Annotated in this window: 11 protein-coding genes; 2 read left to right on the top strand and 9 right to left on the bottom strand. The window is 41.9% G+C overall.

What is annotated here, in order from left to right; genetic code table 11:
• Positions 1 to 52: 52 nt before the first annotated feature.
• The 7 genes from AC6CHU_RS09895 to AC6CHU_RS09865 form a co-directional block, all read right to left on the bottom strand.
• Positions 53 to 1036, bottom strand: coding sequence for an alpha-ketoacid dehydrogenase subunit beta (locus AC6CHU_RS09895; RefSeq protein ID WP_251283712.1), 984 nt, complete (start codon positions 1034 to 1036; stop codon positions 53 to 55).
• A 12-nt stretch (positions 1037 to 1048) separates the two neighbouring features.
• A complete protein-coding gene (locus AC6CHU_RS09890; protein WP_159865266.1) occupies positions 1049 to 2044 on the bottom strand; it encodes a thiamine pyrophosphate-dependent dehydrogenase E1 component subunit alpha in 996 nt (331 codons plus the stop codon).
• Between the two features lie 77 nt (positions 2045 to 2121).
• Entirely contained in the window at positions 2122 to 3543 is a 1422-nt protein-coding gene (gene lpdA, locus AC6CHU_RS09885; protein WP_159865263.1) for a dihydrolipoyl dehydrogenase, read from the bottom strand.
• Between the two features lie 14 nt (positions 3544 to 3557).
• A complete protein-coding gene (buk, locus tag AC6CHU_RS09880) occupies positions 3558 to 4667 on the bottom strand; it encodes a butyrate kinase (protein ID WP_159865260.1) in 1110 nt (369 codons plus the stop codon).
• 175 nt (positions 4668 to 4842) lie between these two features.
• On the bottom strand, positions 4843 to 5937 hold the full coding sequence (gene bcd, locus AC6CHU_RS09875) for a branched-chain amino acid dehydrogenase (RefSeq protein WP_061791231.1): 1095 nt from the start codon (positions 5935 to 5937) through the stop codon (positions 4843 to 4845).
• Between the two features lie 80 nt (positions 5938 to 6017).
• A complete protein-coding gene (gene yqiS, locus AC6CHU_RS09870) occupies positions 6018 to 6920 on the bottom strand; it encodes a phosphate butyryltransferase (protein ID WP_159865257.1) in 903 nt (300 codons plus the stop codon).
• Positions 6921 to 7125: 205 nt separating this feature from the next.
• Positions 7126 to 9189 carry a sigma-54 interaction domain-containing protein gene (locus AC6CHU_RS09865; protein WP_498121390.1) on the bottom strand — a complete coding sequence of 688 codons (2064 nt, stop codon included), beginning with the start codon at positions 9187 to 9189 and terminating at the stop codon, positions 7126 to 7128.
• A 154-nt stretch (positions 9190 to 9343) separates the two neighbouring features.
• Here AC6CHU_RS09865 and AC6CHU_RS09860 point away from each other — a divergent pair, with 154 nt between their 5' ends.
• Both AC6CHU_RS09860 and AC6CHU_RS09855 read left to right on the top strand, forming a co-directional pair.
• Positions 9344 to 9580: a DUF2627 domain-containing protein gene (locus tag AC6CHU_RS09860; RefSeq protein WP_159865251.1), complete on the top strand. Its 237-nt coding sequence runs from the start codon at positions 9344 to 9346 to the stop codon at positions 9578 to 9580.
• A 16-nt stretch (positions 9581 to 9596) separates the two neighbouring features.
• Positions 9597 to 9737: a YycC family protein gene (locus tag AC6CHU_RS09855; RefSeq protein ID WP_159865248.1), complete on the top strand. Its 141-nt coding sequence runs from the start codon at positions 9597 to 9599 to the stop codon at positions 9735 to 9737.
• 136 nt (positions 9738 to 9873) lie between these two features.
• Here the strand turns inward: AC6CHU_RS09855 and spo0A are convergent, their stop codons facing one another.
• Both spo0A and spoIVB read right to left on the bottom strand, forming a co-directional pair.
• A complete protein-coding gene (gene spo0A / locus AC6CHU_RS09850; RefSeq protein ID WP_159865245.1) occupies positions 9874 to 10662 on the bottom strand; it encodes a sporulation transcription factor Spo0A in 789 nt (262 codons plus the stop codon).
• Between the two features lie 310 nt (positions 10663 to 10972).
• Complete coding sequence (gene spoIVB, locus AC6CHU_RS09845) at positions 10973 to 12262, bottom strand: SpoIVB peptidase (RefSeq protein WP_251283708.1); 1290 nt, start codon at positions 12260 to 12262, stop codon at positions 10973 to 10975.
• Positions 12263 to 12432: the final 170 nt, after the last annotated feature.

Below are 12432 nucleotides of genomic sequence, written 5' to 3'. Positions count from 1 at the left end.
CAATCCGGAGAGCTGCATCTGCGCTTCTGTATTTATTTAACGATTTTCCTTATTAAAATTCAGCAAGTTCACGCATTGCTTTTTCAACTTTATCCGGATTAACCATAAAGTATTTTTCCATAGTCGGGGCATATGGCATTGCTGGTACATCAGGACCGGCAAGGCGTTTGATTGGCGCATCCAATTCAAACAGGCAGTTTTCTGCAATAATGGCAGAAACTTCACTCATGATGCTGCCTTCTTTATTATCTTCAGTAAGAAGAAGAACTTTTCCTGTTTTAGAAGCAGCTTCGATAATTGCTTCTTTATCTAACGGATATACCGTTCTTAAATCCAGGATGTGCGCTGAGATGCCATCTTTAGCAAGTCTTTCAGCAGCCTGAAGAGCAAAATGGACACATAGGCCATAAGTGATGACCGTGATGTCTTCTCCCTCGCGTTTTACATCTGCTTTACCGATTGGAAGTACATAATCATCATCAGGAACCTCGCCTTTAATCAGGCGATATGCGCGCTTATGCTCAAAAAACAGCACAGGGTCCTCATCACGGATAGCCGCCTTTAATAACCCCTTAACATCATAAGGTGTAGAAGGCATAACAATTTTAAGACCCGGCTGATTCGCAAATACTGCTTCAACAGACTGGGAATGATATAGGGCTCCATGAACACCGCCGCCATATGGTGCACGGACTACTATCGGACAGCTCCAGTCATTATTTGAACGGTAGCGGATGCGTGCCGCTTCTGAAATTATCTGGTTAACAGCCGGCATAATGAAGTCTGCAAATTGCATTTCTGCAATTGGACGCATTCCATACATGGCTGCACCGATTCCAACCCCTGCAATTGCTGATTCTGCAAGCGGAGTATCAATAACGCGGTCTTCGCCAAATTTATCATATAGCCCTTGTGTCGCTTTAAATACGCCGCCTTTTTTACCTACGTCTTCACCTAAAACAAATACCTTTGAATCTCTTTCCATTTCCTCGCGGATTGCCATAGTTACCGCATCGATATAAGAAATTACAGCCATATTCTCTCCCCCTTACTGTTCAGCATATACATGCTTTAAAGCAGATTCCGCTTCTGCATATGGAGCGTTTTCAGCATAGTCAGTTGCTTCGTTTACCAAATTCATAACCCGGTCATTGATCTCTTTTTCAATCGCATCGTCCATTACACCATTTTCTTTCAGATATGCGCCAAAAGTAATAATCGGATCTTTAGTTTTCGCTTCAGCCACTTCATCAGGAGCACGGTAGCTTCGATCATCATCATCTGATGAGTGAGGTGTTAAACGGTAAGAAATGGTCTCAACTAAAGTCGGGCCTTCTCCGCGGCGGCCTCTGTCTGCTGCTTCTTTCACAGCGTTATAAACTTCAAGCGGATCATTTCCGTCAACTGTTACACCCGGCATTCCATAGCCAATGGCTCTGTCAGATACATTCTCGCAAGCAAGCTGCTTTTCAATCGGAACAGAGATTGCATATTTATTATTTTCACACATAAAGATTACAGGAAGCTTATGAACACCCGCAAAGTTCGCACCTTCATGGAAATCCCCCTGGTTTGAAGAACCTTCTCCAAATGTTACAAAAGTCACCAGGTCCTTCCCTTCAAGCTTTCCGCCGAGAGCTACCCCAACAGCATGGGGCACCTGTGTAGTAACAGGAGAAGACCCTGTCACGATTCGGTTTTTCTTTTGTCCGAAGTGTCCAGGCATTTGGCGGCCGCCTGAGTTTGGATCTTCCGCTTTAGCAAACCCTGACAGCATTAACTCCTTTGCAGTCATGCCAAATGTTAAAACAACACCCATGTCACGATAATACGGCAGAACATAATCCTTCTCCCGATCAAGAGCAAATGCGGCACCTACCTGTGCAGCTTCCTGCCCCTGGCATGAAATAACGAATGGGATTTTTCCCGCACGGTTTAAAAGCCACATGCGCTCATCAAGACGGCGGGCTAATAGCATCGTCTCATACATCTCAAGAACTTTCTCATCACTTAAACCTAAATCTTTATGACGGTTTTCAGCCATTTATACAACCTCCTAAGCTAATATGTATCAGTCCGGGCTCCAATTGGAAACCTGGACTTGTTTATTTAAACGGATCTTTACCCGTGGATTGCTTTTCCATCTACAGCAAGGGCAGCTTCACCGATTGCTTCAGATAACGTCGGATGCGGATGGATAGTATGTGCTACTTCCCAAGGAGTTGCATCAAGAACGCGTGCAAGGCCAGCTTCTGAAATCATATCTGTTACATGCGGTCCGATCATATGAACACCAAGGATATCATCTGTATCTTTATCTGCAACAATTTTGACAAAGCCGTCAGATTCTCCAAATACAAGTGCCTTTCCGATTGCCCGGAATGAAAATTTGCCAGTTTTCACATTATGGCCTTTTTCTTTTGCTTCATCCTCTGTTAATCCTACACTTGCTGCTTCAGGTGAACTGTAAATGCATTTAGAAACCAGACTGTAGTCAATTGGAGAAGGATTCTGGCCTGCAATGTGCTCCACGGCAACAATCCCCTCATGAGAGGCAACATGCGCCAGTTGAAGTCCGCCAATGACGTCACCAATCGCATAAATATGTGATTCCTTTGTCTGGAAGTATTCATTTGCTGCAATAAATCCCTTTTCTATTTGAATATCTGTGTTTTCAATCCCGATGCCCTCTGTATTTGCCTGACGGCCAACAGAAACAAGCAATTTCTCCGCGGAAAATTCCTTTTGGGAACCTTTCACTTCAGCTGAAATAGTTACTCCTTCACCTTTCTGAAGAGTTTCAGGAAGTACCTTTGCTCCTGTAACAATTTTGACTCCTTTTTTCTTCATAAGGCGCTGCATTTCTTTAGAAATTTCTTTGTCTTCTGTAGGAATAATGCGGTCTGCATATTCGATTACTGTTACATCAGCACCAAAGTCTGATAACATGGATGCCCATTCAATACCGATGACACCGCCGCCAACAATTATAATGGAGCTTGGCACTTCTTCCAAAGCTAATGCTTCATCTGAAGTCATTACAAGCTTTCCATCAATATCCAGACCTGGCAGGGTGCGCGGGCGAGATCCAGTTGCTACAATAACATTTTTAGGGATCAGCATTTCATTTTCGTCCCCATTGTTCATTTCAACAGAAATTGTCCCTGGCATTGGAGAGAAAATAGATGGTCCAAGAATACGGCCTGTCCCTTCAAAAACATCAATCTTTCCCTGCTTCATCAAGTGCTGAACACCTTTATGAAGCTGATCAACAATTTTATTCTTACGCTCCTGTACCTTGCCAAAATTAATAGATACATCACTTGTCATTACGCCAAAATCTTCACTATGCTTTGCAGTAGCAAACACTTCAGCACTTCTTAGCAACGCCTTGCTTGGTATGCAGCCTTTATGAAGGCAAGTCCCTCCAAGTTTTCCTTTTTCAACGATTGCCGTTTTTAAACCTAGTTGCGATGCACGGATGGCTGCTACATAACCGCCTGTGCCTCCGCCTAAAATCACCAAATCATATTCCTGTGCCAAGTTGCTTCCCCCTTCTATTTCAACGCTGCTTTGCCAGCTGTTTTTCCAGGATATTCTTTTTCAGTCTCTTCACCGCGCAGTACGCGAAGTGCACCTTCAGCCAGTGCCTGAAGCTCATTTTCACCAGGCTGGACGATAACATCAGCTATCCAGTTAATCCGCTCACTTATTTCTTTTACAAACCCCTTGCCATAGGCAAGACCGCCTGTAAGGATAATTGCATCAACCTTTCCGCCAAGCACTGCACTGGCAGACCCAATCTCCTTAGCTACCTGATAAGCCATTGCGGAGTATACGAGCTTTGCATTCTCATCTCCGTTTTCAATCATCTTTTCTACCTTCACGGCATCATTTGTTCCCAGGTAACCAACAAGACCGCCTTGTCCAACAAGTTTCTTCATCACTTCTTCACGATAAAAGCTGCCGGAGTAGCAAAGTCCCACCAAATCACCTGCAGGTACTGTACCTGCCCGTTCCGGACTGAAAGGCCCATCTCCATGAAGGCCGTTATTAACATCCACTACTCGGCCTTTTTTATGAGCTCCTACAGTAATACCTCCGCCCATATGCGTAACGATCAGGTTCAGCTCCCCGTACTTTTTGCCGAGTTCCTTTGCCACTCTCCTGGCAACAGCTTTCTGATTCAATGCATGAAAAATACTTTTTCTTTCAATCATTGCAAAGCCTGAAATACGGGCAATTGGGTCCAGTTCATCAACCACAACCGGATCCACGATGTACGATGGAATATTTAAACCGGAAGCAATCTCATATGCCAGGATTCCGCCAAGGTTTGAAGCATGCTGACCAGCATAACCGGCACGAAGATCCTCAAGCATTGAATCATTAACTGAATAGGTGCCCCCTTCAATTGGGCGAAGCAGCCCGCCGCGGCCGCACACTGCACTTAATTTGGAAATATTGATTCCTTCATGATCCAGTGTCTCTAAAATGGTCTGCTTGCGGAATTCATACTGATCGATAATACTTTCATAAGAGTTAATGACATCTGCATCATGGCGCAATGTCTTCTCCAGGACAGAGATCTCATTATCGAAAACTCCAATCTTTGTTGAAGTGGATCCCGGATTGATGACGAGAATTCGATGTTCTTGTTCTAGCACGTTTAAACCTCCATAAAGAGCGGAAATCTCCCTTGTAAAAACATACTCTTACTCAGGTATTTAATCTGCCCGCTGTATTTTTTCTACTCTGCTATTAAAGGCAAAGACGCTGAATTCATCATTCAGCGCTTTGCCTTTCAGGAATGATAGGCTATATTCACCTGCTTCCTAAAACCTATCTGCGGCTTAGGATATGATGGCCGTTTTGGAGGAATTGTCCGCGTGAATTACGCATTCTTTCAATTCTTTCCTCAACCATGCGGTCAGCCGCTTTATATGTCGGAATTCCATCCCTTTTAGCAATATCAATAACTTTTTCAATATTGTTATATACAGTTTCTACTTTTTTCATTGCACGTTCACGGTTGTATCCGTAAAGCTCATCAGCAACATTGATAACTCCGCCGGCATTAATTACATAATCAGGTGCATAAACAATGCCCATTTCATGGATTATATCACCATGGCGGGTTTCTTTAAGCTGGTTGTTGGCAGCTCCAGCAATGACCTTTGCTTTCAGCTGAGGAATTGTATCATCATTAACCGTTGCTCCTAAAGCACATGGTGCATAAATATCACATTCAACGCCGTAAATTTCATTTGGCTCCACTGCTTTAGCACCGAACTCTTCAACCGCACGCTGAACTGCTTCTTTATTAATATCCGTTACTATTAACTGTGCCCCTTCTTCATGCAGATGGCGGCAAAGATTAAACGCTACGTTACCAACACCCTGAACCGCAATTGTTTTGCCTTCAAGCGAGTCAGTTCCAAAGGCAGCCTTTGCTGCAGCCTTCATTCCTCTGTATACGCCATATGCAGTAACTGGTGATGGGTTGCCTGAAGAACCGAAGGCAGGCGAAATACCTGTTACATAATCTGTTTCTTCATGGATCAGATCCATATCAGCTACAGTAGTGCCCACATCCTCTGCAGTAATGTAACGTCCATTTAATCCCTGGATATAACGTCCGAAAGCACGGAACATCTCTTCGTTTTTGTCCTTGCGCGGATCACCGATAATAACCGTTTTACCGCCACCAAGGTTTAAGCCAGCTGCTGCATTTTTATAAGTCATTCCGCGTGCAAGGCGCAGTGCGTCCTCAATAGCTGCCTCTTCAGATTCATAAGTCCACATGCGTGTGCCGCCAAGTGCAGGGCCTAAAGTAGTGTCATGAATAGCAATAATAGCTTTTAAGCCTGATTGTTTATCCTGGCAAAACACCACTTGCTCGTAATCATAAGTTTCTAAGTATTTAAAGATTTCCATGTTATATTTCCTCCCCGGATTATAGAAAATTTTTGTTCGTGTGAGTATATTCTTTATTGCAATTTATAAAATGCTGGTTATTACTTTGCTGAGCATATCGCTAATGCCAATGAATAAACCTTGCTTTCTGCCGTATCCGCCCTTGAAGTAAGAACGATAGGCGCTTTAGCCCCTGCGATAACAGCTCCTACTTTTGCTTTGGCAAAGTAGACAAGTGATTTATATAAAGCATTTCCAACTTCTATAGTCGGCACCAATAAAATATCTGCTTGACCGGCAACCTCGCTTTTGATTCCCTTATGGTCAGCAGCTTCAATAGAAATGGCATTGTCCAAAGCCAGAGGACCATCGACTATACAGTCTTTAATCTGGCCTCTTTGATTCATAAGAGTTAAAGCTGCGGCATCCAAAGTTGCCTGCATAGCAGGATTAACCGCCTCTACTGCAGCAATAGGAGCTGCAAGAGGGTTTTCGATTCCAATGCTATTTGCAATATGAACTGCATTTTTTAGAATTTGTGCTTTTTGATTAAGATCCGGTGCAATATTCATAGCGGCATCCGTTACGATTGTGAACTTTTCAAAACCTGGAACCTCGAAAACAGCCACATGCGATAACACATTTCCTGTTCTTAAACCAAATTCTTTATTTAAGACTGCTTTTAAAATGCCTGCTGTCGGGATATTCCCCTTCATCAGCACATTTGCCTTTTGCTCTTTCACAGCCCTTACTGACAATTCAGCTGCATGTGCAGCCGTTTCTGCATGAACGATTTTAACTTTAGGGCTTTTAGCTGCTTTGCTATGCTTCTGATTAAGGATTTTACTGATTTTTTCTTCATCCCCAAACAATAAAAAGCTTGCTAAGTTCAGCTTAATTGCTTCAGCAACTGCTTCCAGCACTTCTTCGTCTTCCGCTGCGGCTACGGCTACTGTTTTCTCACCATATTGGGTTGCTTTCGTTAGAAGCGAATCCAATGTCATCTGTTCAACCCCCTTACATGAAAAGCGCAGGCGTCAAGCCTACCCCCGATATAAGAGGATAGGTTCGGCAATTAAGAAAAATCGACGCCAATTTCTTGATGTTCTTCCGTTTATTATTCTTGCAAGAAGTGTGCCAACTTTAAAATGACCTGAAAACGCTTTATTCACTAAACTAAAGTACGCATTTTATTGCACACTATGAAAATTATTGCATGCCACCTTTTGCAATATTGTATTTTTCCAATTTGTAATAAAGATTCCTGACAGAGAGTCCGAGCATTTTTGCCGTCTTGGTTTTATTGCCATCAAGCTTTTGAAGAGTTTGCCTAATCACCTTTTCCTCATATTGCTCGACCAGTTGAGTTAATGATTTCTTTTGCCCTTCTCCACTTGCTTCAATACCAGGTGACGGATTATTGGCCCCCAGATCCGGAATATGCCTTTCTTCTATTTGGGTTTCGCTGTAATTCATAAAAATTATGGCTCTCCCAAGGATATTATCGAGCTCCCTTACATTGCCCGGCCAATCATATGCCATCAGCTTATCAACAGCTTGTTCTGTCACACCTTCTATATTCCGTCCATATTCCTGGTTTATCTTTTGAATAAGTCTGCTGCACAGTAAAGGAATATCCTCCTTCCTGCGTCTTAATGAAGGAATATGTATGGGCATTCTATTCAGCCTGTAATATAAGTCTTCCCTAAAGGTGCCATCTGCAATTCCTTTTTCTAAATTTACATTGGTCGCGGCAATGACCCGAACATCAATAGAAATAGGCTTGGTCCCTCCCACTCTTGTTATTTCATGCTCCTGAAGAACCCTGAGCAGTTTCGCCTGAGTGTTGGCTGTCAGCTCGCCAATTTCATCCAAAAAAATACTGCCTTTATCTGCTTCCTCAAACAAACCTCTCTTGCCTCCTCTTTTTGCACCCGAGAATGCCCCCTCTTCATAACCAAATAATTCACTTTCCAAAAGAGATTCTGATAAAGCAGCACAATTGACCCTGATAAATTTGTTATATTTTCGGTCGCTTGCATTATGTATAGCATGGGCGAACAGCTCTTTGCCTGTCCCGGACTCGCCTCTAAGCAAAACTGTGGCAGGAGTTTTAGCTCCAAGCCTTGCCTGTTCAATTGCGATGGTCATCTCTTCAGACGTTCCAATTATATCCTCGAATGAATACTTCGCTTCCAGTGTACGGATAATCTGTCTGGCCCGGATTAATTCACGATTCAGGCTTTGAATCTCCGAAACGTCGTGAATAACACCAACGCTCCCTTTTATCTTTCCATCTACAATAACTGGGGCAACGTTAACGATGACATCCTTTCTTTTAGGTCCGACTCTCATGGCCACCCCCCTCATCGCTCTTCGCGATTGAAGGACCTTCATATGAACACTTTCGCCTTCAGAAATATCTGCAGTAGCAGGCTTCCCGATTACTTCTTCCTCTTTAAGGCCTGTAAGCCTGGAGTATGCCGGATTGATCAAAATCCCTTTCCCATCTTCATCAACAACGGAGATAGCTTCCTCACTTGACTGAATAATGGCCTGCAGCATCGTCTGTATGTCTTTCAAATTCGTAATTTCTTCCGCAAGCGAAACTACTTCTGTTATATCCTTAAAAACGGCAAAAGCACCCATTAATTCGTTATTTTCACCGAGCATAGGTATTCTTGTCGTAATAATCTTCAGTCCATTAGCCAAAGTCATTTCCTGATTCGCTTCGATTCTCCTTGTCGCCATAACTCTGGGAAGCATGCTGTCTGTAATGATTTCATTAATTTTTTTTCCTAATGCATCTTTCCTCTTTATTCCTGTCATTCTTTCCGCGCTATGATTAAAGACTGTAATTTCATTGCGGTTATTGATTACAATCATCCCGTCATCGGTTGAATTAAAAATCAGGTCATGCTTATATGTTTCATTTCTGAATTTCGAAATCAGCTCTTCCTTTTCCTCAAGTAATTTTGCAATTAAGAAAGCTACACTTCCAGGTATTAGAACTGTATTTTTACCTCTGGCTTCCCTGATGGCGATAAACACCTGCTCATTTCCGGTAACTTCAATAATAATGTCAATACCTTGATCCATAAAAAGGCGCCAATCAGTGCCGATCGGGATGCCGCATTCTTTGGCAAGCTGCAGTCCCTCGGCATCTGGATTGGTATCCACCATGGCTTTTATATCCAGTACTGCCGTTTCTTTAATTATTTTTAGGATGGCGGTACCGCCTTTTCCTGCACCGACAATCATCACTGTTTGCATAGTCTTACCTGCTTTCATTGAAAATCCTTGCACATTTTATAGAATCCTCATGCAATATTATTCATGTCTTATTTTAGCATAGCTGTGGCACTTGACAAATTTCTTTAATGATTTATGATTTCGGTAGGCAACTCGATTTGAAGGGAATTTTTTTATGATTAGAATAATTGCTTTATTAATTTTACTCTTGCCGGGCATCTTGGCGGTGTATGGGATAAAATTAATGAGAGACATGGTATTTGGCATCCTGCAAAGCCCATTTCCATTCTTATGGCTTCAATTTGTGTCAGGTTTCCTTTTCTTGATCATAGGGCTTGGCTTTATAGCAGGGTTTATTCTTTACCGTGATCGAAAAAGAAACAAAGTTCAGGATCGTTTCAAAACTAAATGATTAGTGGGGTATTAAAATGAAACCGTTGCAGATATCGCCGGAAACAGCATTAAAGCTCGCTGAAAAACTTAATCTTCCTCTTGAGCAAATCATGCACATGCCTCAGCACATACTGATCCAAAAAATGATTGAACTTGAGAAAGAAGCAAAAAAATAAAGCAAAGGTTCAGTTTGAAGCATTCAAACTGAACCTTTTTTATTTCGGGTAACCTTTATTAACTAGAACAAATAGAAAGCGCCCCAGGAGGAGCGCTGCAAAATCATTAAAATATTTATTATGAGTCCTTACCCTTTCAAGAAGCTTTATGCTCCAGACGAAGCTTATCAGCTACCATTGCAATAAATTCGGAATTGGTCGGCTTTGCTTTTGTCATGCTGACGGTATAACCGAAAAGAGAGGATATTGAATCTATATTACCGCGGCTCCAGGCAACTTCAATTGCATGGCGGATCGCACGCTCAACCCGGCTAGCAGTCGTATTAAACTTTTTAGCTATATCCGGGTACAGCACTTTTGTAATGGAACCGAGAAGTTCAATATCATTGTAAACCATTGAAATCGCTTCACGCAGATATAAGTACCCCTTAATATGGGCAGGAACGCCAATTTCATGAATAATGCTGGTAATGCTGGCATCCAGATTCTTGGGTTTTGCTTCTGCCTGAGGACGGTAGGATGGAGCAGGTTTGCGGAGAAATGAATTGGATTTTCCGCTGACCTGGCGAATATGGCTTGCCAAATTATCCATATCAAATGGTTTAAGAATGAAGTAAGAAGCTCCCAAATCCACTGCTTTTTTGGTGACATCCTCCTGGCCGAATGCAGTAAGCATAATTACATTAGGGAGTGTACTCAAATTTAATTCTCTCATTTTCTCGAGTACAGCAAGTCCATCTAAGTGAGGCATGATGATATCCAGCACAAGAACATCAGGCTGTGTCTGCTCTAAAATGTCGAGGCAATCCTGTCCATTATGTGCAACACCTGCAACTTCCATATCCTCCTGGGAAGATATATATTCCTCTAAAAGCCCGACCAATTCCCTATTATCATCCACAACACAAACTTTTATTTTCTTCAATTACTTTCCTCCTCGGCCCATTATGGTCTCTTTAATGAATGTTCAATTGAACACGCTCTTTTTTTGATATCTATTATCTATTCTAAATGAGAAATTCGACAATGCAACAAAAATTCCTTTACTTTTTTGAATTTTTCTTAAAAAACCAGCGAAACCTCATTTTTTCTTTTGTTTTCTCCTGTTTTCGACTACTTTCGCCATACTCCTTGCATTTCATGTATATTTGTCGAAAAATCTTTAAACACCTTCATTTTAACATAATAAAAAAAAGACGGGATTTCCCCGCCTTTTTTAATTCATCCATTTCGTATTATGATGCTTTTTCTTCCGTCTTTTCATATATATCGATGCCTGCTTCATTAAGCATCCATTCTATATGAACACCATATCCTGAAGTAGGGTCATTTACAAATACATGTGTTACAGCTCCAATTATCCTGCCATCCTGAATAATCGGGCTTCCGCTCATCCCCTGGACAATGCCGCCTGTTTTATCAAGGAGCTTCTGATCCGTCACCTTAATGACCATTCCTTTTGTTGCAGGGAACTTTTGAGGAATTGTGCTGACAATCTCAATATCAAACAATTGTACTTCATCATTATCGACCACAGTCAGTATTTGAGCAGCTCCCTCTTTTACCTGATGAGAAAGTGCAATTGGCATCGGTTTATCAAAAATCCCATTTTTCATATCCCGGTTTAATTCCCCAAAAATACCGAAAGGACTGTTTCTGACAATATTTCCGATTATTTCTTTGTCCGAGGAAAATCGTGCAAGTTTTTCACCAGGATTGCCATTGCTTCCTTTTTCAATTGAAGTTACAGTTGATCTGACAATTTGTCCGTCTTCAACCACAATAGGTTTTTTTGTATCCATATCGGAAATAACATGGCCAAGAGCTCCATACTTTTTCGATTCCGGGTGATAGAAAGTCATGGTACCAATTCCTGCTGCAGAGTCACGTATATATAATCCAAGCTTATAGGTTTCTTCCCCGTCTTCTTTTAGAGGAGTCAGCTCCGTTTTCACCTTTCCGCTTTCGCGGCTAACAATGATTTGGAGAGGATTTCCGCTTTTGCCCGCTTCTTGAACAAAAGGGGCAACATCTGACATCTTTTCAATTTTCTTGCCATTAATTTCAGTAATGATATCTCCAACTTTTATCCCGGCCGTTTCGCCCGGCGATGCTTTTCCTTCAGCTGTATTAACCTGGTGGTGCCCCACAACCAGCACGCCTACTGTATTTAGTTTAACCCCGATTGATTGGCCTCCTGGAATTACTTTAAAATCTTTTAAGACATTAACATCAACTTTCTTTATCGGAAAACCTGCCAGCTCTAGAAGCATTTCATTTTTCCCATTTTCTTTAGCTGAAAGCGAAATCGAATGGTTATCTTCATTAAGTGCAACACTTGTATTATCTATGGACAGCCCGGCTGACACTGCTTCCGCCTTTGCAAAATTTAGCTGCTGCCCTTCAAAAAGGGTTATATTTGCGGGTATTTGCAAATATTCCTGAACAGGCTTGGAAAAACCTAAAGCAATTAATGAAACAAGGAGAATTCCACCAATTATTTTGCGTAAAACATCATATGTCAAATTTTTCACTCTCCTCGCTTCTAGTCCATCCACGTCAAATGGCTACATCTTTAATTTTGCCTGCATCGAAGGCATTTATAACTGCCATTGACATAAAAAAAGCTATCCTGCTTTGGATAGCTTTTCAAGGTATTAGATCTGACACTGCCACTGATGGATACAGACCTGAT

The sequence above is a fragment of the Cytobacillus sp. GQ23 genome (assembly GCF_059758675.1).
Note: the sequence above shows the minus strand (reverse complement) of the source record. Positions and strands in the feature narration are given on the sequence as shown.

Bases quoted from the DNA above. Each gene is read 5' to 3' on its own strand.
- AC6CHU_RS09865 (WP_498121390.1), bottom strand. From the start codon at position 9,189: ATGCAAACAGTGATGATTGTCGGTGCAGGAAAAGGCGGTACCGCCATC.
- bcd (WP_061791231.1), bottom strand. From the start codon at position 5,937: ATGGAAATCTTTAAATACTTAGAAACTTATGATTACGAGCAAGTGGTG.
- AC6CHU_RS09860 (WP_159865251.1), top strand. From the start codon at position 9,344: ATGATTAGAATAATTGCTTTATTAATTTTACTCTTGCCGGGCATCTTG.
- AC6CHU_RS09895 (WP_251283712.1), bottom strand. From the start codon at position 1,036: ATGGCTGTAATTTCTTATATCGATGCGGTAACTATGGCAATCCGCGAG.
- yqiS (WP_159865257.1), bottom strand. From the start codon at position 6,920: ATGACATTGGATTCGCTTCTAACGAAAGCAACCCAATATGGTGAGAAA.
- AC6CHU_RS09890 (WP_159865266.1), bottom strand. From the start codon at position 2,044: ATGGCTGAAAACCGTCATAAAGATTTAGGTTTAAGTGATGAGAAAGTT.
- AC6CHU_RS09855 (WP_159865248.1), top strand. From the start codon at position 9,597: ATGAAACCGTTGCAGATATCGCCGGAAACAGCATTAAAGCTCGCTGAA.